This is a genomic window from Bradyrhizobium sp. CCGB12 (assembly GCF_024199845.1).
GTDB lineage: Bacteria > Pseudomonadota > Alphaproteobacteria > Rhizobiales > Xanthobacteraceae > Bradyrhizobium.
In genome coordinates this window covers 3181567-3203284 of the sequence record NZ_JANADO010000001.1, presented here as the reverse complement: position 1 = coordinate 3203284, position 21718 = coordinate 3181567, and the positions used below count along the sequence as shown (strand labels likewise).

Annotated in this window: 24 protein-coding genes; 11 read left to right on the top strand and 13 right to left on the bottom strand. The window is 63.7% G+C overall.

Annotated elements, in window-relative coordinates; genetic code table 11:
* The first annotated feature begins 351 nt into the window (after positions 1 to 351).
* Together NLM27_RS15425 and NLM27_RS15420 are read left to right on the top strand one after the other, a co-directional pair.
* The gene (locus NLM27_RS15425) at positions 352 to 738 is read left to right on the top strand and encodes a VOC family protein (protein ID WP_254144114.1); all 387 of its coding nucleotides are present in this window, start codon (positions 352 to 354) and stop codon (positions 736 to 738) included.
* Between the two features lie 320 nt (positions 739 to 1058).
* The gene (locus NLM27_RS15420; protein WP_254144113.1) at positions 1059 to 1433 is read left to right on the top strand and encodes a VOC family protein; all 375 of its coding nucleotides are present in this window, start codon (positions 1059 to 1061) and stop codon (positions 1431 to 1433) included.
* A 339-nt stretch (positions 1434 to 1772) separates the two neighbouring features.
* Here NLM27_RS15420 and NLM27_RS15415 read toward each other — a convergent pair whose 3' ends face one another.
* On the bottom strand, positions 1773 to 2111 hold the full coding sequence (locus tag NLM27_RS15415; RefSeq protein ID WP_254144112.1) for an H-NS family nucleoid-associated regulatory protein: 339 nt from the start codon (positions 2109 to 2111) through the stop codon (positions 1773 to 1775).
* Between the two features lie 524 nt (positions 2112 to 2635).
* On the opposite strand from NLM27_RS15415, the gene NLM27_RS15410 reads away from it, so the two are divergent.
* Positions 2636 to 3358: a hypothetical protein gene (locus tag NLM27_RS15410; RefSeq protein WP_254144111.1), complete on the top strand. Its 723-nt coding sequence runs from the start codon at positions 2636 to 2638 to the stop codon at positions 3356 to 3358.
* 1314 nt (positions 3359 to 4672) lie between these two features.
* Positions 4673 to 4993, top strand: a complete 321-nt coding sequence (locus tag NLM27_RS15405) for a low affinity iron permease family protein (protein WP_254144110.1) — start codon at positions 4673 to 4675, stop codon at positions 4991 to 4993.
* Positions 4994 to 5036: 43 nt separating this feature from the next.
* Here NLM27_RS15405 and NLM27_RS15400 read toward each other — a convergent pair whose 3' ends face one another.
* Entirely contained in the window at positions 5037 to 5738 is a 702-nt protein-coding gene (locus tag NLM27_RS15400; protein ID WP_254144109.1) for a Crp/Fnr family transcriptional regulator, read from the bottom strand.
* 18 nt (positions 5739 to 5756) lie between these two features.
* Positions 5757 to 6038 (bottom strand): hypothetical protein, encoded by a 282-nt coding sequence (locus NLM27_RS15395; protein ID WP_375142249.1) that lies wholly within the window; start codon positions 6036 to 6038, stop codon positions 5757 to 5759.
* Between the two features lie 105 nt (positions 6039 to 6143).
* On the opposite strand from NLM27_RS15395, the gene NLM27_RS15390 reads away from it, so the two are divergent.
* Both NLM27_RS15390 and NLM27_RS15385 read left to right on the top strand, forming a co-directional pair.
* A complete protein-coding gene (locus NLM27_RS15390) occupies positions 6144 to 6875 on the top strand; it encodes a Crp/Fnr family transcriptional regulator (protein ID WP_254144108.1) in 732 nt (243 codons plus the stop codon).
* Between the two features lie 88 nt (positions 6876 to 6963).
* A complete protein-coding gene (locus NLM27_RS15385; RefSeq protein WP_254144107.1) occupies positions 6964 to 7191 on the top strand; it encodes a hypothetical protein in 228 nt (75 codons plus the stop codon).
* Between the two features lie 61 nt (positions 7192 to 7252).
* Here the strand turns inward: NLM27_RS15385 and NLM27_RS15380 are convergent, their stop codons facing one another.
* The 10 genes from NLM27_RS15380 to lptF form a co-directional block, all read right to left on the bottom strand.
* Positions 7253 to 7426, bottom strand: coding sequence for a hypothetical protein (locus NLM27_RS15380; protein WP_254149063.1), 174 nt, complete (start codon positions 7424 to 7426; stop codon positions 7253 to 7255).
* Positions 7427 to 7446: 20 nt separating this feature from the next.
* Positions 7447 to 7638 (bottom strand): hypothetical protein, encoded by a 192-nt coding sequence (locus tag NLM27_RS15375; protein WP_254144106.1) that lies wholly within the window; start codon positions 7636 to 7638, stop codon positions 7447 to 7449.
* A 213-nt stretch (positions 7639 to 7851) separates the two neighbouring features.
* Positions 7852 to 8088, bottom strand: coding sequence for a hypothetical protein (locus NLM27_RS15370; RefSeq protein ID WP_254144105.1), 237 nt, complete (start codon positions 8086 to 8088; stop codon positions 7852 to 7854).
* A 74-nt stretch (positions 8089 to 8162) separates the two neighbouring features.
* On the bottom strand, positions 8163 to 9221 hold the full coding sequence (locus NLM27_RS15365) for an alcohol dehydrogenase (RefSeq protein WP_254144104.1): 1059 nt from the start codon (positions 9219 to 9221) through the stop codon (positions 8163 to 8165).
* A gap of 98 nt (positions 9222 to 9319) precedes the next feature.
* Positions 9320 to 10177: a 16S rRNA (adenine(1518)-N(6)/adenine(1519)-N(6))-dimethyltransferase RsmA gene (gene rsmA / locus NLM27_RS15360; RefSeq protein WP_254144103.1), complete on the bottom strand. Its 858-nt coding sequence runs from the start codon at positions 10175 to 10177 to the stop codon at positions 9320 to 9322.
* Complete coding sequence (gene pdxA, locus NLM27_RS15355; protein WP_254144102.1) at positions 10177 to 11202, bottom strand: 4-hydroxythreonine-4-phosphate dehydrogenase PdxA; 1026 nt, start codon at positions 11200 to 11202, stop codon at positions 10177 to 10179. The genes rsmA and pdxA overlap by 1 nt, the downstream gene beginning before the upstream one ends.
* On the bottom strand, positions 11202 to 12137 hold the full coding sequence (locus tag NLM27_RS15350) for a SurA N-terminal domain-containing protein (protein WP_254144101.1): 936 nt from the start codon (positions 12135 to 12137) through the stop codon (positions 11202 to 11204). The genes pdxA and NLM27_RS15350 overlap by 1 nt, the downstream gene beginning before the upstream one ends.
* Positions 12138 to 12205: 68 nt before the next feature.
* Positions 12206 to 14695 (bottom strand): LPS-assembly protein LptD, encoded by a 2490-nt coding sequence (locus tag NLM27_RS15345; protein WP_254144100.1) that lies wholly within the window; start codon positions 14693 to 14695, stop codon positions 12206 to 12208.
* The gene (lptG, locus tag NLM27_RS15340) at positions 14695 to 15792 is read right to left on the bottom strand and encodes an LPS export ABC transporter permease LptG (protein ID WP_254144099.1); all 1098 of its coding nucleotides are present in this window, start codon (positions 15790 to 15792) and stop codon (positions 14695 to 14697) included. The genes NLM27_RS15345 and lptG overlap by 1 nt, the downstream gene beginning before the upstream one ends.
* Positions 15789 to 16958: an LPS export ABC transporter permease LptF gene (gene lptF / locus NLM27_RS15335; protein WP_254144098.1), complete on the bottom strand. Its 1170-nt coding sequence runs from the start codon at positions 16956 to 16958 to the stop codon at positions 15789 to 15791. The genes lptG and lptF overlap by 4 nt, the downstream gene beginning before the upstream one ends.
* A gap of 338 nt (positions 16959 to 17296) precedes the next feature.
* On the opposite strand from lptF, the gene NLM27_RS15330 reads away from it, so the two are divergent.
* The 5 genes from NLM27_RS15330 (at position 17297) to NLM27_RS15310 (ending at position 21660) form a co-directional block, all read left to right on the top strand.
* A complete protein-coding gene (locus NLM27_RS15330) occupies positions 17297 to 18796 on the top strand; it encodes a leucyl aminopeptidase (RefSeq protein WP_254144097.1) in 1500 nt (499 codons plus the stop codon).
* 6 nt (positions 18797 to 18802) lie between these two features.
* Positions 18803 to 19255 (top strand): DNA polymerase III subunit chi, encoded by a 453-nt coding sequence (locus tag NLM27_RS15325; protein WP_254144096.1) that lies wholly within the window; start codon positions 18803 to 18805, stop codon positions 19253 to 19255.
* 166 nt (positions 19256 to 19421) lie between these two features.
* The gene (locus NLM27_RS15320) at positions 19422 to 19916 is read left to right on the top strand and encodes a hypothetical protein (RefSeq protein ID WP_254148832.1); all 495 of its coding nucleotides are present in this window, start codon (positions 19422 to 19424) and stop codon (positions 19914 to 19916) included.
* A 131-nt stretch (positions 19917 to 20047) separates the two neighbouring features.
* Positions 20048 to 20449 (top strand): GNAT family N-acetyltransferase, encoded by a 402-nt coding sequence (locus NLM27_RS15315; RefSeq protein WP_254144095.1) that lies wholly within the window; start codon positions 20048 to 20050, stop codon positions 20447 to 20449.
* A 245-nt stretch (positions 20450 to 20694) separates the two neighbouring features.
* Entirely contained in the window at positions 20695 to 21660 is a 966-nt protein-coding gene (locus NLM27_RS15310; RefSeq protein ID WP_254144094.1) for a tripartite tricarboxylate transporter substrate-binding protein, read from the top strand.
* The last annotated feature ends 58 nt before the right edge of the window (positions 21661 to 21718 follow it).

Genomic DNA, 21718 nt, shown 5'->3' with positions numbered 1-21718 from the left:
GAGCCAGCTCAAGCGCGACGTTTGCGCGCGGACGCTCTCTCGTTACAGGGCCATCGCAGCAGAGTTGGAGCAAGCGATAGCGCGGCTGCCACCCGCTCTCGGATCCGTCGTTCCCAGCAAGAACCGATATGAAGAAAAGTAAGGCCGTCCAGTTGGCGTCTCCTCCATTTGTCGTGTCGAGCAATTCCACTTGCAGCGAGAAATGGCGAAACCCGTTACTGGCGTCCACCTGGTTGCCCAGAGCGGACTAGATTATTTCAGTCGGGTTCTTCGCCTTATGACCAGTCGATTCCGGGGAACTTACCGGCCTTCTGACTCACAAAGGAGAGACAGGTGCTAGGGAACGCGAGGGTGGCAACAAGGCTTCCGGCGAAGGACCTAGATCGGGCGCGCGCGTTCTATTCGGAAAAGCTTGGCCTGGAGCCGGTCGAGCAGCGTGACGGAGGGCTCCGCTACGTCTGTGGAACTGGCGAGTTTGCGATATTTGTTTCATCCGGGGTGCAACTCGGTACGTCCACGCAGATGGGCTGGGAAGTTGAGGATATCGAGGCGACCGTGCGTGAGCTTCGCGCCCGAGGCGTCGCGTTCGAAGACTACGACCTGCCCGGCCTGAAGACCGTTAACGGCATTGCGGAAATTGAGGGGAATTATCCGAGCAAAGGTATTGGCGAACGTGGCGCGTGGTTCCGCGACAGCGAAGGTAACCTGCTTGGAATCGGGCAGCCCATTCGAACCTAAGAAGCTGCCGGGTCGCTGGGGCAGGCCACACGTCCGGATTTGGCCGGAAGCCGCCCATCTGCGAAGAAATGGCTGAGTCAACTCGTTCGGAGAAGCGGACGAGAGTTCGCACTTCCGAGTCTGACCAATAGCCGACTTTGAGCGTCTCTAACTAGCTAGGGCGCGGACTCATGACGCCCGGCCAGCCAGCCGGATAGATGCGAGTTGGACGAAGGCAAGGATCTGGCTGTCCCAACCGCAATTCCCACCCTAAAGGTGACAAATTCTCAGACATTGAGAACAGCGGGCGAAAATTGTTTGCATGACGTCGGAGTGTACGAATGAGCCCTTCGGGAGCTTTGATCGCGATCCTGCCGTGTAATGACCTTGATGCGTCGGAGCGGTTCTACAATCGGTTGGGCTTTGCGCGTCCGGACAGCGACAGGCCTGCTCCAGGAGAGCCCGACACCTATCGCATGCTGTCGAACGGGAAGGGTGGATATCTACATCTGACGGACGCGGTCGAGGGATGGCTAACGCCGGGCAGAAACCCATTCGGGCTTTATCTTTACCTCGAGAGTGTTGATGCTGCGGCGCGCGAATTTCAGCAATCACCCGAAGACAAGCCGTGGGGGATGTACGAATTTGCGATCTCTGACCCAGATGAAACGTTGGTCCGTGTCGGTTGGCCAACCGCTCTCCGCGCCGGAGCCTAATAATTCATGTGCAACAGGCCCATCGTAACATTTTGCGCTACCGCACGAACTTGGGCGCTATAGGAGCAAAGCGGATGAGTCACCGGTCAAATGATGTTGCCGGGTTATAGGTACACGGCCTGGCGTTCAGCAATATCCGGACGAAGTCGCAGTCCCAATCAGCGCAACCCGTAAGGAGGGTTGAGCCCTTGCGAATCCCATCACTCCTATTTTGATGAAGCCGTGGGTATCGCCTCGCTTACCCTCGTGCTCTTTCACTCGATCGAGAAGCCGAGCGAACGACAGATAAGACAGGATGTGCGTTGGCCTGTCTTCCCAACGCGCTCGCGACCGCGTCGCTCAACTTGTCTGCCGCTTTTGAACCGAAGCCTGCTCGATCAGGAAATCGTCCAACTTCCGACCGCCTCGAAGCTGCGGCCGCAACCACCGCGGCAGCCTGCCGCGACCGGACCATGTCTCCGCCGGGTTCTTCGGATTGCGATATTTGGGACGAACGGGCGGGTAGGGGCGGCGCTTGCGATCGAACCGTGGGACCTCGTCGGCCGATCCGATCATGTGGAGCCGTTCCTCCAATCGTGCTTTTTGCACCAAGATTTTCTGAGTCAGGCTGGCGGTGACCTGCTGATGAATGATCCAGAGCTCGTCAAGGGAGAGCGAGTGGAGATGCTCGGTGTTCATGGCTCGATCCTCTTGGGCGAAAGCCCAGGCAGACAAGTCAGTTATGAATGAGCAGACAAGCCGACACTTAAATGTTACCCGCGCTATCCACATTTAAATGTGTTAGGTGGAAGGGAGAAAGGCACGACAGCGGTATTACAGAGGTAATATCGTGGCGGGAGCATTTAATCTGGTATGGGGGTAGCGCTTGCCGCATACCCGGGGCATGACACCCCCATAAGCTTCCCCCGGACCAGCTCCGCTTTCGGATCGCCATTGTCAGCAGACGAGTGCAGTGTTTCCGCTGCCACGGCGATCAATCGGGCGGTCGCAGGCTGCGGCCGGGAGCCACGCCCGGCCGAGGGCAGACGGTTCGGTTGGTTGGGTGTGTTACCACGCTTTGCAACCCAGAAATGCCGGGCGGGCCTATTAAATGATGGCCTGGAGCATATTTAATCCATCGCGCCGCCAGATTTAAGCCGCATGGTGGCCAATGTCGTCGCGAAGGCTCGTGTCGGGTGGGGGCGCAACACCGGGAGTCTTCGATGTCCGGTTATTTGCGAATTTACTCGGCCAGTTTGGTCCTTGTTGGAGGTCTTTCGACGACACCTGCGTTCTCCAACACGTTTACTGACTTCTTCAGTATTGCTCCTCGCGAGCCCGCTGCGACGGCTCCGGCGCAGCCGGAATGCTTGGCGCGGCCCGGCAACGCGCCCGGCGCCGGCCAGCGCTGGATGTATCGGCTGGACGGCCACCGCAGATGCTGGTTCTTGGCCGAGGGCGCCGCGACGGTGCGAAAACCGATTCCTAGTCGCCCCGCCAACCGTGCCGCCAGGCCCGACGAGAACGAGACCGCGCGGCAAAGGCGGAGCCCGGTGATCGATGCGCGCGCGGAGTTATCACGCTCTGCACCGGCCGAGGGGGCTCCGCCGACACCGCCGGCGCGTGAACTCAAGGTAGCTGATGCCGCTTCCGAACTCGGTACGGGCCCCGTCCTGACGTCGGCGGCCCGCATTGCTGAGCTTCACAGTCGCCGGGCCATGCCCGAACATTCCGTGCCTAGCCAGGTTGATGTTGAGCAGCTTCTCGCGGCCGCCGATGCGGGGCCTTCGCCCGATCCGCCGGCTATGGTGATCGGCGTGCAGATTGCGGACGAGGCGCGGAGCTGGACTTCAATGTGGTTAGGCGTGCTGCTGATGACGCTGGGGATCCTCTCCGTATTAAGCTCGAGCCGCACGCTTCGGCTCGCGGTGAGATTACACCACTGAGGTCGCGCGATTCATGACGCGCCGCCACGCGATCGATGAGTTCTAGCGCGCAGTGCAGCTGAATTGTCACACGCACAATGGTTTCGCGCGCCTGCACTTAGTTTGCCCACTGCCTTAGACTGACATTCGATTACGATGACAGTCCCCCTTTTGGATGGGACTGCGATCATGCGGTTCAGAGTTTTCGTGGTGGACAGCAGCCGGCGAGTTATCTGCGCCGCAAAGCTTGACTGCATTGACGAGCAGGCGGCGCGACGTCGAGCTGAGCAAATGATTGTCGAGCACGACGTGGAGCTTTGGGACGGTGATCGGCTCGTTGCTGTATTTCGAGGCGCAACGTCGAACGGAAATCGGTGCGACGGCTCTGTCCTGAACAGACGGCCGGTCTCGCCTCCCGGTTAGTTCACGGCTCTTGCTCTGCTGCCCGGTTTGGCGCGGCGTCTTCTGCCGATCGCTCTCGCTTCCAAGTGTCGGAGCTTGCTTCGAAGCATCTTCACTTCTCTGAGCTCCGCTACAAGCGCTTGGAGCCGTTCACTCAGAACAGCACAGGAATACGTCTCACGAAGACTGGACACGGCCCGCCTCAAAATATGACTTGAACTAAGACGTCGAAGGAGAAAGAACGAAAAAATCGCTGGGCCGACGCTCAGTCAGCCAAAGCCGTAGCCGCCAGATGCTCCCAGTACTCTGCCTCAGCGAGCAATTTCCAACTTCTCTCAGGTTGGCGCGCGGCAGCCTGTCGACAAAGCAGCGCCATTGCTCGAAAGCGGCGGGCAACTTCCATTTCCAACCTCCCATCGTTTTCCCCAACATATTTTTTAATCTTGTGATGGAGTCATCATGATTATCAATCATAATGAAATTTATCATTTAATGGCGGTCGATTCGGTTCCTTCGAGAAGCTGATCGGAACTGCTTTCGGTTTAAATTTCACATTCGTTTCGAATGCTATTTGCCAGGATCTCCTTGCGCGTTAAAGCGCGTCTCCGCTCTAACGCGCGTGTCGAAGAGGTGCGGAGCAGCAACACGATTATGCGAAGCTCCTGGGCAAGCATCGCAATGTCGGAATCCGAACGGACTGGACGTGGGGACTCTACTCTAATTCTTCCGTTGCCGAGAACCGAAGCATATTGACGATCAGCCCGGCGCAAATGCCGGGCTCATTCGTCACGGTTATCTCCCCGCTCAGCGCTGGGGCCGGCGGACCGCTGCTCAAATCGTGGCGGAGGCAGGCATCGCGATCGTGAGGCGATCGGCATCGCGTGCTCGTGGCTCCGCCGTTGGAACACCGGCGCATTGCGCGAGTTGCCGCGCATGGCCTCTGCCGCACCGAAGAGCTGGCTTACCGACATCGGCGTCGCCACCTCGCGGCCGGCGGCGTTTGCGGTGTTCGTAGCCTATGGCATGGCCTGGGTCACGTTCGGCAACGGGCTCGAATGGCATTCCTTCGCGACGCTGGCGACATGGGGGATGACGCTGGTGATCCAGCGGGCCGAGCATCGCGACACCCAGGCGATCCACGCCAAGCTCGACGCGTTGCTCAAGGCCGCCGGCCGCGACCATCTGATGAAGGTCGATGACGAGGATGCCGAGGAAGTCGAGTCCCACCGGGAGGAGATTCGGCGGAGCGGGTAGCGCCTCAAGGGCCTCACCCGAAGCGTGCATTGATCCGCCTGGCTCAGGTCAGATAGTCAGGCGCAAAATCGGCAAGCTGCTGCAGCTCTTCGCGCCGCCGCAGCTCGATCTCGCTGCCCTCCCATGCAATCAATCCGCGGTGCCTCAGTTCCTGGATCGTACGATTGATATGAACGATCGACAGTCCGCAGGCGTCGGCGACGTGGCGCTGCGTCATCGGCATCTGGAAGCAACCGTCGGTGAGGAGGCCGACGATCTCCAGCCTCGCGGCGAGCTCGCAGATCAGATGCGCCACTTTGGGCAACGCGGCCTGGGCGCCGAGGCGGGCGATCCATTGCCGCGAAATCGCCGCGTCGATCAGCGTCTCGCGCCAGAACGCGCGAGTGAGATGGATGGAGCTGTCGAGAAGCTGCCGAAGCTGGCTGTGCGCGACGTAGCCGACGACGCTTGGCCCGAGGCTGACAAGATCCGCATCCATGGGCGAGATCAGCAGCGAGTGCAGGCACGGCATGTCGCCGGGCACGTGGAAGGCGAGGATCTGGCTGCGATCTCCGACGATGCGGGCTTGGTAGAGGAAGCCGCTGACGACGAAGACGCAGCGCGTGACGGCCTCGCCCTGGCGCAGCACGATCTCGCCGTCCGCAACCTGGCGCAGCGTGGAGGGCAAGCCGGCGATCTGCCGGCGTTCGTCCTCGGAAAGACCTTCGATCGCCTGGAGACGCGCGATGAACTTCGGATGCGGCATGAGACCCGGTGCGCGCCTTCAGCGATCTTGCGGCATTTCGACGAAGCGACGCGAGAGCCTTGCGATGGTCCTGTCGGAGACGGGCCGGGCACGGAACTCGCGGATGGCGCGGGCCAGTTCCTGATCCGACATCGGATGCACCGGCTCCCGCAGCGTCCCGTTCAGGAGGGCGTCGCTGATGCAGTCCAGGTGCTCGCTTGGCTCTGATGCGAACTGGCGGCGGATGCGCTCGAGGATCGTCGTATGGCTCATGAGACGGGTGGGCTGGCTCCGCTGGCGGTAACGGGGTGCGACAGTCATGGTCGCAGATCGGTTAGCAACCTGTGCTTCCGATGCGAGTTCTAGGTTGCTGAACGCGCGTCAGATGTATCATTTGATAGAACCGGTGCGATTTTTGGCGGCCGCATGGATAAAGCCCACGACGTGCTGATCCGGAACCTGTGGGAGCACACCGCACTGGCTGAGGAGGATATCGCCGAAATCCGGGCGCTCACCTTCGTGGTGCGCGATTTCGAGCCGAACGAGGACTTCATCCGCCAGGGCGACCGCCCCGAGGTCTCGGCGCTGGTCGTGTCCGGGTTGATCGCCCGCTATCATCTGCTCGGCAACGGGCGGCGGCAATATCTGGCGTTTCATCTCACCGGCGATCTGCCGGACGCGCAGGGCCTGTTCATCGACCAGATGGATCATGGGCTGAGTGCGCTGGGGCCGGCTTCGGTCGCTTTCATCCCGCATCGCGAATTGCTCGCCGCGTTCCAGCGGCGACCGACATTCGGAATGGCTGTCTGGCGCGAAACGCTGCTCGATGCCGCGATCTTTCGCGAAGCCATCACCAACAACAGCGCCCGGCCGATGCAGGTGCGCATGGCTCATCTGTTCTGCGAGCTGTTCTACCGCGCGCGTGTCGCGCAACTCGTCCGCGGCAGTCGCTGCCGCTTCCCGATCAGCCTGGCGCAGCTCGGCGAGACGCTGGGTATGGCGATCGCGACCGTGAACCGGACACTCGCTGACCTCAGGCTGAGCGGGACCATGGATCTTCGCGAGGGCGAGCTGATCGTGCTGAAATGGCGCGAATTGCAGCGGATCGGCGATTTCAATCCAACCTATCTGCAGCTGAAGCGTCGAGCCTTGAAGTAAGCGGCGATGCGCGCCAGTCCGAGATCGAGCCCTCGAGAGGGAACAACTCCGTCCCGGGGACGTCATTCATGGGACGAGGGAGGTGCCCATGAAAGCGCTCATCGCAGCGATCGCGTTTGCGGTCATGACCGGATCCGTCATCGCCCAGAATACCGGGCCCTTGCCGCAGAGCGGCATGGAGAAGCCGGAGAACACGCACGGCGCCACGGAGAAAGGGAAGATGGACACCACCGGCATGAATGCAAATCAGGCAAACCAGCCCGGCACGAAGGATGTGTCTAAAGGCGAGAACCGGACCAATGACAAGAAAAAATGAGGCCGCCGGCGGCGCGGCCAGCGCCATCTTTGGCGCCGGCCTGGCTCCTGTCTGACTGGTCTCAATTGCGCGCGCAGCAATCGACCAGCGCGCGCCAGATGCGTTCGACCTGCAATGTCCGTTGACGGTCGAAGACGGCATCATCCTCCACACCAGGCGACGTCGCGATTTTCGTGTCACGTGGCTCGATCCAGCGCTCGGAGATCGGATCGTACCATTGGCCGAGGGTCATCACGTCAGTCACTCCTTCGTCGTCTATCCCATGCGTCTGTTGCTGGTGTTCTGGGTGAGATTGCCGTGTGCGGCCTGCTCACGGATGTTCTGCTTCTCGTCGTCGCGATGGCCCTTGGTGGTATCGACCGGAACCGACGGCGTGCTGCCGGCGCCCTTGGGGCTGCGGTTCTGCTCGGGAACGGGTTGCGCTGTCGTCGTCAGCGGCTTCGTCATGTACATCGGCTCCATCGTTGCCTACGAGAGATCAAGCGATGAGCGTTCTCGACGTTCCAGATTCGGCGCCATCACGTTCGAGGCACGACTGAAACTTTGTTCTGGGCCGGAGAACCACGGGAATCCGGCCTCTGCGGCTGCGGCCTGTCTGTGCGGAAGTGAACACATCGCCGCAATCGACCGGAATCGCGCGTGCCGGGCGATCGCCGAAGGCTATCCAATGCGTGCTTCACGTTCCGCGGAGCCGTTGCCCTTCGCCACATGCGTGCGGTAGGCGTCGATCGCCTTGTTGGCGAGCATCAGCTGCCGGCGCTCCCCGCGCCGAAGCTGCGCCTCGATGGCGTCGAGAATGACGTTGGCGCTCTCGTCCGGAGGACCGAGCTCGCCGCTCTTCTCCAGGAAGCTCCAGGCGATGAAGAATGCGCTTTCGACGGTGCAACGGATCGACATGCGCTGCCAACGCGGCGCGGCCGCAGGCGTTCCGTGTGGCGGGCACGACTTGCGTCGGGCCCGCCGCGCGTCACTCAGTTCTTCAGCACGATGCGGCCGACGACCTTGCCGGCCCGCAGCTCGTCGATCCATTTTTGCACGTCGCCCATCGGCTCCTCGCGCATCGGCGTCGGCTTGATCTTGCCGGCGCGCGCCAGCGCCATCAGCTCGTGGGCTTCCGCGAGCGTGCCGACCATGAAGCCCTCGATGGTCATGCGCTTGTAGACCCATTGCACCATCGGCAGCGTGAACTGGCCGCCCATCAGGCCGGAGACCACGATCTTGCCGCCGCGCGCGGCGACCGCGACGGCAAAGGCCATCGACTTCTCGTTGCCGGCGAAATCGACGATCTCGTCGAAGCCGCCCTCGGTCTCCTTGAGGATGCGCTTGATGACGTCGGGCTCGGCCGGATCGTAGGCGCCAGCGGCCCCGTTCTTCAGCGCGGTGTCGCGCGCGGCCGGTGAGAGGTCGGCGACCGTGATCGGCTGCTTGAACATCGCCTGCGCGAACGACAGGCCCATCATGCCGACGCCGCCGAGGCCGATCAGCAGGAGGTTGCGCTGGCGCGGCCGGTCGACCAGGCGCTTGAGCGCGCCGTAGGCGGTCACGCCCGAGCACATCAAGGTCGCGGCCTGGTTGACAGGCAGGGGATCGTAGTCGAGCAAATATTTTGCATCGGGCACCAGCACGTGGGTGGCGAAGCCACCGTCGATGGAGACGCCGAGGAAGCGCTGCTTGACGCAGAGGTTCTCGTCGCCGTTCTGGCAGTCGCGGCACTGGCCGCAGCCGATCCACGGAAACACCGCCTTCTTCGCGCCGACGAGTCCGGCGGCGACGTCCGCGCCGACCTCCTCGACGACGCCGGCGATCTCGTGGCCGAGCGTGAAGGGCAGCGTCATGCCGCGCGTGGTGTCGAGCTTCCTGCCGCCGCCGAGATCGGCGTAGCCGTCCTGGATGTGCAGGTCGGAATGGCAGAGGCCGCAGCGCTCGATGCGCACCAGAACTTCGCGGCCTTGCGGCTTGGGCGTGTCGACGATGGTCTCGCACAAGGGCGCGTCGAACTTGACCAGGGATTGCCTGCGCATCAGCGCCATATTCTTTCCTCCGAAATTATCTCTAAAGCGCTACACAGCGCTTCAGCTCATTGTTTGAGCATGATCTCCCTCGGAAAACCGCTGCGCACTTTTCCGGATCATGCTTCTTCGCTTCGTATATTGGCCAATTCACAGGCCATGGCAACAAAGCCCGCAATCGGAATCGTCTCGGCGCGCCGCGTTGCATCCACGCCGGCAGCTTGCGCGAGCCGCGCGGGATCCGTGCCCAGCGATTTCAGGCTTTGCCGCAGCATCTTGCGGCGCTGGCCGAAGGCCGCGGCGGCGACCTGTTCGAGCATCCGGCGATCACAGGCGAGTGGATTTGCGCGCGGCTTAAGGCGCACGACGGAGGAGGTGACCTTCGGCGGCGGGACGAAGGCGGACGGCGAGATGTCGAACAGGATCTTGGTCTCGCAGCGCCAGTTGGCGAGCACGCCGAGACGGCCGTAAGCCTCCTCGTCCTCGCATGCGACGATGCGCTCGCCGACCTCGCGCTGGAACATCAAGACCATCATCTCGTACCAGGGCGGCCAGGGCTCGACGGTGAGCCAGTTGATCAGGAGCTGGGTCGCGATGTTGTAGGGCAGGTTGGCGACGATCTTGGCGCGTTCGCCTGCGAGCCGCGGGCGTGGATCAAAGGACATGGCATCGCCATGCACGATCTCGAGGCGGCCGGGATAGCGCGCGGCGATATCCTGCAGGGCCGGGATCGCACGTTCATCATGCTCGATGGCGATGACGCGCCTCGCGCCGAGCGCAAGCAAAGCGCGCGTCAACCCGCCTGGGCCGGGGCCGATCTCGACGATGGTGGCCTCCTCGAGCGGCGCGGCCGCGCGCGCGATGCGCGCGGTCAAGTTGAGATCGAGCAGGAAGTTCTGTCCCAGCGATTTGCGGGCCGACAGCGCATGCTGGCGGATGACCTCGCGCAGCGGCGGGAGGTCGTCGATCGCGCTCATCAGAGTTTCGCTGCCGCCATGCGGCTTGCGAGCCTGAGCGCCGCGATCAGGCTCGCCGGATTGGCCTTGCCCGTGCCGGCGATGTCGAAGGCGGTGCCGTGATCGGGCGAGGTGCGGATGAAGGGCAGGCCGAGCGTGACGTTGACCGCGTCGTCGAAGGCGACCGTCTTGATCGGGATCAGCGCCTGGTCGTGATACATGCAGACCGCGCAGTCGTAAGTAGTGCGTGCGGCTTCATGGAACATGGTGTCGGCGGGCAACGGGCCCCTGGCTTCGATGCCGCCGCTGCGCAGCACCTTGAGCGCGGGCGCAATCACCGTCTGCTCCTCGTGGCCGAGCGAGCCGTCCTCGCCGGCGTGTGGATTGAGGCCGGAGACCGCGATGCGTGGTCTGGCGATGCCGAAGCGGGATTTGAGTTCGGTCGCGACGATGCGAACGGTCGAGACGATCAGCTCGCTCGTGAGCTGGGCCAGTGCCTCGCGCAGCGAGACGTGGATGGTCACGGGCACCACGGCGAGCCGCGGCGACCACAGCATCATCACCGGCTGCGGCACGCGGCCGTCCGTTGCGGCGAGCTCGGCGAGGTATTCGGTGTGGCCGGGGTGGCGGAAGCCTGCGCGGTAGAGCACGCTCTTGGCGATCGGATTGGTGACGACGGCGCCGGCGCGCCCCTCGCGGACATCAGTGACCGCCTGGCGGATCGAGGCAAGCGCGGCCGGCGCACTCGATGCGTCGGGCTTGCCGGGCTCGGCCGTGGCGCGCTCGCCGGTGGCAACCACGGGCAGGGCCTCGGTGAAGGCGGCCTCGGCCTCGCCGGCGCTGACCGCGGCGATCCCGATGTCGGCGCCGAGCGCCTTGGCGCGCCGGGCGATCAGCGCTTCGTCGCCGAGCAGGTAGAAGGCGGGCAGGTTCAGTTCGCGGCGTCTGAGCCAGGTCGCGATGGTGATGTCGGGGCCGATGCCGGCGGGCTCTCCCAGGGTCAGGGCGAGAGGTTTTGCCGGGCGCTCTGAGGAAGGCTCGGGCATCAGCGGTTGCGATATTCGATCATCGCCGCCTTGCGGAGCTCTTCGAGATAGGCCTTCTGGGTCTTCTCGTACTTCTCCTGATACATCTTCTCGCGGACCTCGCGCTTCTTCGGCGTGTCGATCATGGTCGGCTTGCGCGAGCACAGCACCACCATCTCGATGCCGTTCTTGGTCATCTCGGGCGCGGTCAGGTGGCCGATCGGCGTGTCGTCGAGCACCTTGCGCAGCGCCTCGGGCAGTTCCGCGGTGGTCTTGGTGACGCTTTCGCGGATGGTGGCATTCGGTGTCGAGCGGAACAGCGAGTTGGCTTCCTCGCAGCTTCCGATGCGTGAGCGATAGCTCTCGGCTTCCTTCTTGCGTGTTTCCAGGAACGACGCGGACGAGCCGCGCGGCACGATCAGCACGATCGGTTGCATCTTGTATTCGGTGCCTTCGACCTGAAGCTTCTCACCGCTCTGGGCCTGCACGGCCTGCGCAACGTCGCGCTCGCCGACCTGGAGGCGCTCCTTGTAGCGGCCGCGCACGAGGCTGGTCCAGACCATCTCGGACTTCATGCGGCCCTTCAGCGTCTCGGGGCGGACGCCCTTGATTTCGAGCATCTTGGTGAGCTGATCCGGCGTGATGCGCATGCGCTGCGCCATGCCTTCGTAGGACTGGTTGATGTCGGAGACGCCGGGATCGACCCCGTACTTCTTGCCTTCCTTTATCTTCACCTTTTCGTCGATCAGCTCGTTGATGACCTGCTCCCGGCTCGGCGCCTTCTGCGTCGTCAGCTGGTCGAGCTTGGAGCGCTGCTCGATGTCGAAATCGGTGATGGGATCGCCATTGACCATGACCACGATGTTCTGCGCGCGCGACGGCGAGGGCAGGCCGGTCAGGATCAGCCCGGCGCTGAGGGCGAGGAGGAGGCGCAAGACAGGCAATGGCGTCGTCATGATGGTCGCTCGCATGTCAACCGCGTCGAGCCTGAGATCGGGCAAACGCGGCCGGCAATTCAAACCGCTCACTGGAGGCCGGCGTAACCGCTGCTCGTCGACGAGGTCGCGAGCGTGCGCAGGCCGATTTGGAACATGAACGCATGGCTCAGCACGGGCGGTGTGGTGCCCGCCGAATAGCTATACGAAGTTACATAGTTCGCCGCCAGCACGAAGCAATCATCGACATAGCCGGCACCGACCACATACTGGTTGATCTTGTTGGCCTCGAGATCCCAGCGTGCCGAGCCCGACACCACCCAGTTGGCCGCGACCTTGAGCGAGCCCGAGGTCAGGATGCCCTCGCGGCGGGCGAGATAGCCGAGTTCCGGCTGCGGGGCATAATTGCCGTACAGCAGGGCGACCGACCAGCGATCGAAGTTGGCGCGACCTTCCGCCTCGAAGCGCTGGATGTTCCAGGTCTGCTCGTCCATGCGGGAGCGAACGCTGAACGTATAGGTGCGGTTCGGCGAGTAGCTGGCGCTCGCGACATAATCGGAACGCGGCTTGTCGAGGCCGGAATCGAGGCCGGTATTGATGCTGTCCTGGACCGCGAAGGAGTTCAGGCCGAACAACTGGTAGGACTGTCCGAACAGCGCCTTGACGGCGCCGCCCCTGTCGAACTGCGTGGTGGACTGCACGCCGACATTGGCGCGGCCGCCGCCCTCGACACGGTCGTAGCCGGAGAACTTGTCGACGCTGAACAGGTTCGAGGCGTCGAACACCATGCTCTGGGCGTCCTCGTTCGGAAGCTTGCCGGCATAGGTCTCGTTCGGCCGGATGATGATCTGCGCGATCGGCTCGACGGTGGTCGAGCCCCAGGGCTGAACGTTGATGAACGGATAGCGGTACTCCAGGCCCACGGTCGGCATCAGGCGGAACGCCTGAGTGTCGCCGACGGGCAGGTAGTTCGACACGCCCGGCTGGTTGGAGACCGAGGAATTGATCGCGTCGGCGCGGAGGCTGGCGAACGGCGTCCAGATCTGGCCGAGCGGATCGGTGAAGGACTTGCGCCACTGCGCTTCCGCGGTGAGGCGGGTGTAGGTGCCGGGGAAGCCGCGCAGCAGGCACTGCGAGGGCGTGCGGGCCAGCGGATCGGCCGACGCCGTCGTGCACAGGCTGCTGGTGTTGGCCACCGTCGTGATCGGATCGAACACCGCCTGGTCGCGCGACAGGTTCAAGAAATTGGTCTTGTAGCTGAACTCGCCGCCGAAGACGGGATAGTTGAGCACGTTCGAGTAGTCGACCACCGGATAGACGATCGGCACCTGGCTCTGGTTACCCGAATAGCTCAGCCAGTACATCGTGCGCGCGTCGAAGAAGCTGCGATTGCCGACGCCGGTCAGATAGAGCTGCGACAGCGCTTCCGTCGGCAGCAGCAGGAATGAGCCGAGCGGATCGCGGTACTGATAGAGGCGGTAGTCCGAGAAGAAATAGTAGTCGGACATCAGGACGCCGTCCCAACCCCAGACCCATTTGTCGTTCAGCGCGAACTGACCTTTGGTGTCGACGGCGCCGCGGAACTGGCGGTCCCCGGGCTGCCCGGCAAACGCGCCGGGATCGAGCTGGTAGATGCCATAAGCGCGGATCTGGTAGGCGCCGTCGATGAGGCGCTGCCGGAATTCGCCCTGCAGCATCACGCCTTGCCGCGACATGAAGCGGGGGGTGAACGTTGCATCCATGTCGGGCGCGATCGCCCAATAGTAGGGGACTTCGGCGCCAAAGCCGGTGTTCGTCGTGCCCGGGAAATAGCCGGGCATCAGGAAGCCCGACTTGCGCTTCACGGTCGGGTCGGGCGTCGAGAAATAGGGCATGTAGGCGAGCGGCACGCCGAAGAATTCGATTTGTGCCGTCTCGAAATACAGCATCTTCTCCTGCTGGTCGTGGATGATGCGGGCACCCTTGACCTGCCACAGCGGCGGCTTCTTCGGATCGTCCTTACACGGCGCGCAGGCCGTGTAGACGCCGTTCTCGAACACCGTGTAATTGCCGCTGGAGCGGTCGGCGCGGCTCGCGGCCATGCGGGTCTGGTCGGCCGTGTCCACGCGCAGCGAATCGACGAAACCGTCGCGGTAATCGTCGGAGAGATCCATGATCTCGGCATAGGTGATCTTGCCGTCGGCATCCGTCATGCGGATGTTGCCTTCGGCATGGAGCCGCTTGGTCTTCTGGTCGTAGATGACCCTGTCGGCCTCGACGCTGGTGCCGTTGTAGAACAGCTGGACGTTACCGACCGCGGAGACGCGCGAGTTGTTGTAGTCGTAGTCGACCTCGGTCGCCTGCACCAGCATCTGGTTGTCGTGAGGCACGGCGGCCGGCTTCGGACGCGGCGGCAGCGGATTGTAGGTGAAGCTCTGGGCGGAGGCCGGCACCACGGCGGCAACGTCCATCAGCCCGCCGAGCGAGGCGGCGGTGACGACGGCGAGCAGCAACCTGCGGACGGACAAACCGCACCCGTTCGCGCGCACCGATGTGCGCCGCGTCGAACGAGACACGAGCCCTCGGTGGACGGCAGTCACTATCCGTCCTCCTGATAGAGCAAGGCCAAAAAGCCGGTGAGGCCGCCCACCACAACGGGCAACCACGCCGCAGCGATCGGATGCATCAACTCAGCCTTGCTCAAGTCCTCAGTTACTTTCGACAGAACGTAGAGCAGAAAGCCTGCGCCTACGCCACTCAAAACCATCTTCTGCACGCCGCCCATCCGGAAGAAGCGCAACGACACGGAAGCCGCCAACATCACCATGGCTGCCAGCAAAAACGGCTGCGCCAGAAGCTTCTGATACTGGAGTCGGTATCCTGCTGTCGCGAAGCCCGAGCTTTCGGAGGAGCGGATGTAGCTCGGTAGTTGCCAAAAGGACACAGTCTCCGGTGTGGAAAAGCTGTTGCGAACCTGCGCCTCGGTCAGCGTCGTCGGAATCTCGAGGCGGGCCTGGTCGAGCGGCGGCGAGTCCAGCGAGAAACGGCGGACGCCCTTGAACAGCCAATGGCCGGCCTCCAGCGTCGCCTCGCGCGCCTCGATGCGTTCCTTGAAGTGCTGCTCTGTGTCAAACCGGAACAGCGTGAGACCGGTGAGGCGGATGCCCTGCTGCTCGCTGCGCGCCGCGTTGATGATGGTCTGGCCGTCGCTGGTCACCTGATTGAGCCAGAAGCCGGAAGCATCCTGAATGCCGCCGCCGGGTGCCGAGCCGAACAGCTCCGCCTCCATGCGCTTGGAGAGTTCGCGCAGATTGGCCGACATCGGATTGTAGGCGACGGTGGCGATCACCCCGATCAGCAGCGCGCTGCCGAGTGCCGGCGAGATGAACTGCCAGGCGGAGATGCCGGCGGCGCGCGCGACCACCAGCTCGAGCCGGCGGGAGAGGGCGAGATAGCAGGTCATGGCGCCGATCAGCATGCAGAACGGCGTCAGCTTCTCCAAAAGCTGCGGTACCCGGAACAGCGAGGTCTCGGCCACCATGATGGCCGAGGCGGATGCCAGCCCCGAGGTCTTGCGCACCATCTCGATGTAGTCGACCAGCACCAGCAGCAGGAAGATGCTGGCGAACACGCCGAGCGCCGCGACCACGAAGCGGCCGGCGAAATAGCGCCCGAGTGTGTTGGTGAGCATGCTCATGCGATGGCCGGCCGTCCGAACAGCCGCGCGATCCGCGCGTTCGATCTGTTGATGGCCTCCATGAGGCGGGGCGGCGGCTCGACCACGATGCCGCCGATGATCATCCATAGCCCGACGCCGATAGCGCCCAGGACCATCGCGTATTGGAACAGCACCGCGCCCGGCGACTTCACCGCCATCACCGAGCAGGCGAAGCCGGCCATGCGCAGGCCGAACACGGCGATCACCGAACCGCCGATCGAGAAGTTGCGGCTCTGGCGGGTGGTGCGCGGCGCCCCCAGGAACGCGAAGGTCAGCACCGCAAAAGCGAAGGGATAGATCGGCGCCAGGAGGCTGTCGTGCAGGGCCGAGCGGAACTGGCCGGGAATCTGTTTGTAGACGGGGTCGTCCTCGGACGGCGAGAACAGCTCCCACAGATAGCGCTCGCGGATGCCGAGGGTGACGTCGCGACCCTGGCCAGAGAATTTCGACATGTCGAAGCCGTAGCGGCCGAACGCCACCAGCGCCGGATCGCGCTTGCCCGCCTCGAAGCGCTGGAGATTGCCCGTCTCCAGCACCAGGAATGATCCGGTCTCGTTCTTCACGACCTCGCCGTGCTCGGCGACGATCGAGACGCGCTCGTTCGGATCGCGGCGGTCGTCGATGAAGATGCCGGCGAGGATGCCGCCGGGCTGGCGCTCGCGGATCCGGATCGTCAGGTTCTTGTCGAGCTGGGCGAAGCGGCCGGGCTGGAGGATGTTGGTGAGCACGTCGGCGGTGATCTCGGCGTCCCACTGCTTGATCCGCCGCATGCCGTCGGGGGCGAGATAGGCCGCGATGAAGGCGACCAGCAGCGCCACCACGCAGGTGGCGTAGAAGAACGGATAGAACAGCCGGAACGGCGAGAAGCCCGCCGCATTCATCACGATGATCTCGGAATCGGTCGCCAGCTTGTTCAGCGTGTGCGAGATCGCGATCATCAGCGCGATCGGCGAGATGATCAGGACGAGGGCCGGGATCACGAGGCTGGTGATGCCGAGGAAGGTGAGGATGGTCTGACCCTGGCTCGTCATCAGGTCGATGCCGCGCAACGCCTGCGTAATCCAGATCACGCCGGTGAGGCTGACCAGGACCAGCGCAAACGACGCCAGCGTCGTGCGGAAGATATACCTATCGATCGACCCCATGCGCTACCGCACGAATCCCCACCAAGACCCCAATGCCGGCCCGGACCTTGCTGCCCGCCCCAATCCCGAAACGGGATCCCCAAGGGACGGCCAGCCATCTGTTCCGGCGGCTTACTCTCTCTAGCATCCCTTTGATCCGTCAACAAAATGGCTGCCCCGTGGCACCCTCAATATATGGTTAATATTTCCCTCATTGTGGCCTGGCGGCCACGGGGGTGCTTGGCATCTGGCGGGGCGCTGGCCCATAGTGCGGAAGGCGCAGTGAATCGCCGTTCAGCTCCGGCCCGTGGCCGGGATTGCCCAATGGCGAAAAGCCCCATGTTTTGGAGGAGTTACCCATGTCCGATGCCATCAAGGTCGGCTTTGTCCCGTTATCTGCCGCACCCCGTGGCATCCTGGTCGTGTTCTGTGACGACGGCCTGAAGCTCGGCCCGGCGACGGCCAAGGCGCTCGGTGGCGCCGCTGATCTGGTGAAGCGGGCGGCTTCCGCGGCCGCCTTCAAGGGCAAGAGCGGGGCCGCGCTGGACATCCTGGCGCCGGAGGGGATGAAGGCCACCCGTCTGCTCGTGATCGGCGCGGGCAAGGCCGCCAGCCTGAAGGCGAACGATTTTCTCAAATTCGGCGGCGTGGCGGCGAGCAAGCTTCCGGCCGGGACCGCCGCCATGACCATCATGGCGGAGCTGCCCGATGGCGCCATGACGAGCGAGCAGGCGGTCGCGGTCGCCTCGGGCCTGCGGCTGCGCGCCTATAAGTTCGACCGCTACAAGACCAGGAAGAAGGACGGCGAGGAGGGCGGCTCGCGGGCCGATGTCTCGCTTGCGGTCGGCGATGCCGCTGCTGCGAAGAAGGCGTTCGCCGCGGCCGGTCACGTCGTCGACGGCGTGATCATCGCGCGCGATCTCGTCAACGAGCCGCCGAACGTGCTTTTCCCCGAGGAGTTCGCCCGCCGCGCAGGCCAGCTCCGCAAGCTCGGCGTCAAGGTCGAGGTGCTCGACGTCAAGGCGATGCAGAAGCTCGGTATGGGCGCGCTGCTCGGCGTCGGCCAGGGTTCGGTGCGGCCGAGCCGCACCGTGATCATGCGCTGGGACGGCGGCAAGAAGGGCGAGGCGCCGGTTGCCTTCGTCGGCAAGGGCGTCTGCTTCGACACCGGCGGCATTTCGATCAAGCCGGCCGGCAGCATGGAGGACATGAAGGGCGACATGGGGGGAGCTGCCTGCGTCGTCGGCCTGATGCATGCGCTCGCTGCGCGCAAAGCCAAGGCCAACGTGGTCGGCGCCATCGGCCTCGTCGAGAACATGCCCGACGGCAATGCGCAGCGGCCGGGCGACATCGTCACCTCGATGTCGGGCCAGACCATCGAAATCATCAACACCGACGCAGAAGGCCGTCTCGTGCTCGCCGACGTGCTTTGGTACGTCGCCAAGAAGTCCAAGCCGAAACTCATGGTGGATTTGGCGACGCTGACCGGCGCCATCATGGTCGCGCTCGGCACCGAGCATGCCGGCATGTTCTCCAACAATGACGAGCTCGCGGAACGGCTGCTTGCGGCCGGCATCGAGAGCGGGGAGAAGGTCTGGCGCATGCCGCTCGGCCCCGAATACGACAAGCTGATCGATTCCCAGTTCGCCGACATGAAGAACACTGGCGGCCGTCACGGCGGCTCGATCACCGCGGCGCAATTCCTCCAGCGCTTCGTCGACGGCACGCCCTGGGCACATCTCGACATCGCCGGCACCGCCATGGGTGCGCCGAAGACCGACATCAACCAGAGCTGGGGAAGCGGCTACGGCGTCCGCCTGTTGGATCGCCTGGTGGCAGATCACTACGAGCGCAAATGAGCCAAGATGACTGAGGTGCTGTTCTACCATCTGCAAAACATGACGGTGGAGAACGTGTTGCCGCCGCTTCTCGAGAAATCGCTCGAGCGCGGCTGGCGCGTGGTGGTGCAGTCGACGTCGGAGGAGCGCGCCGATGCGCTGGACGCGCATTTGTGGACCTATCGCGACGATTCCTTCCTGCCGCACGCGACATGGCGCGTGAACGATGCCGCCGACCAACCGATCGTGCTGGCGATCGCGGAGGACAATCCGAACGGCGCCAATGTCCGCTTCCTGATCGACAGCGCCACGCTGCCGCAGGACGGGCAGGGCTACGAGCGCATGGTGTTGCTGTTCAACGGTGACGATCCGGACGCGCTCGCGCTCGCCCGCAGCGCCTGGACGGATTGCAAGGCGCGGGGATTTGATGTCACCTATTGGCAGGCCGACGAACGGGGCCGGTGGCAGAAGCGGAATTAGGGGGCGTTCGCAATTAATGATAATTTGCACTTTTCGGGCGATGCTGACTTTGGTCACCTTCGTGCCGCAAAGTGATGTTGGGACAAACGCTTAGGGTGGGTCCTTCACGCGGGGAATTTGGTTTATCGTGCGACATCAAAAGCTTCCCAGCTCGCTCATGGTTGCGTTGGCTGCCGCAGCACCGTTGCTCGCGGGCTGTTCGGGCGCGAGCGATCTGTTGTCGAGGGATGCCGAATGGTTCCAGAAACCCGGCCGTCTCTTCATCAAGAACATCTCGATCGAATCGCCGCCGCTGACCCCCGACAAGCCTGTCGGAGCCGAGGATCTTGTCAGCGCCGACGGCGCCTGTGCCGGAATGGCGCCGCCGCCGGGACCGGCCGACGCCAATGCATCGACGACGGCACCGGCGTCCACGGGCGGCACGGTCGCACTCGGCCACACCGAATGCGACGTGGTGCGCGGCATCGGCGCGCCATCGAGTGTCAATCTTTCCAATGATGCGGCCGGCCGGCGTGTTGCCGTGGTGACCTGGACGACCGGCCCGCGTGCCGGCACCTACACCTTCACCTCCGGTCGCCTGTCCGCGATCGAGGGCAATCCGGACCCGCAGCCGGTGCCGAGGGCGACGAAGCCGAAGCCGAAGAAGAAATCGGCGGCCTGATCGAAAGCTTGTGGGCCGTTCTGTCGCGCATCGCCAGCGTGCCGCGTAGCGTCGGTGGCGGGTTCGACCTGACGGGCTAGCTCATGAACCTTACTTTCGCGCCTACGACGCAGTCGGACGCTGATCTTCTCGTGACCATTCGCATCGCTGCGATGCGCGAGAGCCTGGAGCGTGTCGGGCGCTTTGATCCGCAGCGTGCGCGGGATCGTTTTTTGGCGACCTTTGACCCGGCGCTGTGCCGCTTCATCGAAGCCGATGGTGTCCGCGTGGGTTTTGTCCTGGTTCGCCCCGGGCAGGATCACTGGCACCTCGACCATTTGTACATCGTGCCCGAACATCAGGGACAGGGAGTCGGAGCCGCAGTCCTTCGACGGATCTGTGCCGATGCCGATGCGCAGCGCATTCCAATCCGGCTTGGCGCATTGCGTGGCAGCGAGGCCAACCGCTTCTATCAGCGTCACGGCTTCGAGCAGACGGACGAAGCGGAGTGGGACGTCTACTACGTGCGTCAACCTGGTCTCACGGGACAATAGCTACCCAACAGCTTCGTCATGCTGGAAGCGGTCATCCCGAAGATGCGCGCTCCTGTCTTCGGCGTGGCGTCGTCCCGTCCTCTCGGGACGGAGCAATGTCAGGCCTGACGACCGTTCCAGGCATCCACCCGCGTCGGCGGCGCGATCAGATCGTGATCGCGACACTTTTGCTGAAGCAGCTTTCCTGATGGCCGCGCGGCCCAGAATGCGCTCATATGGCGCTACAAGAAAATTTGGAGGAAAGCATGCGGTTCATCGCGATCATCTCGGCTCTGCTTCTGCCGCTCGGCGCGGCCGTCGCGCAGGATTACCCGACGAGAACCATCACCGTGCTGGTGCCATACGCCGCCGGCGGACCGACCGACACCATCGCGCGGTTGACCGCGGCGGGTATGGCGAAATCCCTGGGACAGCAGGTCATCGTCGAGAACGCGACCGGCGCCGGCGGCACGATCGGCACGACCCGCGCCGCGCGTGCCCAGCCGGACGGCTACACGCTGCTGGTCCATCATGTCGGCATCTCGACCGCGGCCACGCTGTACCGCAACCTCAGCTATGACACGAAGACGGCCTTTGCGCCGATCGGGCTCGTGACCAACGCGCCGATGACCATCATCGCGCGTCCGGACTTCCCGGCCAACACGCTGAGGGAATTGGTCGCTTACGCCCAGCAGCAGGGCGACAAGCTGACCTACGCCAATGCCGGCCTTGGAGCGGCATCGCATCTCTGCGGCATGCTGTTCATGACGGCGATCCAGAAGCAGCTCACCACGGTGCCCTACAAGGGCAACGGTCCGATCATGAACGATCTGCTCGGCAAGCAGATCGATCTCACCTGCGACCAGGCGACGAACACCACGGGGCCGATCACGGCCAAGCAGGTCAAGGCTTATGCGATCACCACCAAGGAGCGGCTGAAGAGCCTGCCCGATCTGCCGACCGCCGACGAGGCCGGCCTCAAGGGTTTCGAACTCGGCGTCTGGCACGGCATCTATGCCCCCAAGGGTACGCCGCCTGCGGTCGTGCAGAAGCTGACGGCGGCGCTCCAGACCGCGCTCAAGGATCCGACGCTGATCGCCCGGTTCAACGACATCAACACCGAGCCGGTCCCACAGGACAAGGCGACGCCCGAGGCGCTCGGTGCGATGCTGGCGAGTGAAATCGACCGCTGGGCGCCGATCATCAAGGCCGCCGGCCAGTACGCGGACTGAGTCATTCCGGCGCGCAATCGCCGCGCGGGGTGTTGCTGGCTAAGCGGATAAAGACAAG

Coding starts and splice junctions, on each gene's coding strand:
- rsmA (WP_254144103.1), bottom strand. CDS start 10,177: ATGAGCGCGATCGACGACCTCCCGCCGCTGCGCGAGGTCATCCGCCAG.
- NLM27_RS15330 (WP_254144097.1), top strand. CDS start 17,297: ATGTCCGATGCCATCAAGGTCGGCTTTGTCCCGTTATCTGCCGCACCC.
- NLM27_RS15365 (WP_254144104.1), bottom strand. CDS start 9,221: ATGGCGCTGATGCGCAGGCAATCCCTGGTCAAGTTCGACGCGCCCTTG.
- NLM27_RS15325 (WP_254144096.1), top strand. CDS start 18,803: ATGACTGAGGTGCTGTTCTACCATCTGCAAAACATGACGGTGGAGAAC.
- NLM27_RS15410 (WP_254144111.1), top strand. CDS start 2,636: ATGTCCGGTTATTTGCGAATTTACTCGGCCAGTTTGGTCCTTGTTGGA.
- NLM27_RS15390 (WP_254144108.1), top strand. CDS start 6,144: ATGGATAAAGCCCACGACGTGCTGATCCGGAACCTGTGGGAGCACACC.
- lptF (WP_254144098.1), bottom strand. CDS start 16,958: ATGGGGTCGATCGATAGGTATATCTTCCGCACGACGCTGGCGTCGTTT.
- NLM27_RS15400 (WP_254144109.1), bottom strand. CDS start 5,738: ATGCCGCATCCGAAGTTCATCGCGCGTCTCCAGGCGATCGAAGGTCTT.
- NLM27_RS15405 (WP_254144110.1), top strand. CDS start 4,673: ATGGCCTCTGCCGCACCGAAGAGCTGGCTTACCGACATCGGCGTCGCC.
- NLM27_RS15385 (WP_254144107.1), top strand. CDS start 6,964: ATGAAAGCGCTCATCGCAGCGATCGCGTTTGCGGTCATGACCGGATCC.
- pdxA (WP_254144102.1), bottom strand. CDS start 11,202: ATGCCCGAGCCTTCCTCAGAGCGCCCGGCAAAACCTCTCGCCCTGACC.
- NLM27_RS15415 (WP_254144112.1), bottom strand. CDS start 2,111: ATGAACACCGAGCATCTCCACTCGCTCTCCCTTGACGAGCTCTGGATC.
- NLM27_RS15375 (WP_254144106.1), bottom strand. CDS start 7,638: ATGACGAAGCCGCTGACGACGACAGCGCAACCCGTTCCCGAGCAGAAC.
- lptG (WP_254144099.1), bottom strand. CDS start 15,792: ATGAGCATGCTCACCAACACACTCGGGCGCTATTTCGCCGGCCGCTTC.
- NLM27_RS15350 (WP_254144101.1), bottom strand. CDS start 12,137: ATGACGACGCCATTGCCTGTCTTGCGCCTCCTCCTCGCCCTCAGCGCC.
- NLM27_RS15310 (WP_254144094.1), top strand. CDS start 20,695: ATGCGGTTCATCGCGATCATCTCGGCTCTGCTTCTGCCGCTCGGCGCG.
- NLM27_RS15395 (WP_375142249.1), bottom strand. CDS start 6,038: ATGACTGTCGCACCCCGTTACCGCCAGCGGAGCCAGCCCACCCGTCTC.
- NLM27_RS15370 (WP_254144105.1), bottom strand. CDS start 8,088: ATGTCGATCCGTTGCACCGTCGAAAGCGCATTCTTCATCGCCTGGAGC.
- NLM27_RS15420 (WP_254144113.1), top strand. CDS start 1,059: ATGAGCCCTTCGGGAGCTTTGATCGCGATCCTGCCGTGTAATGACCTT.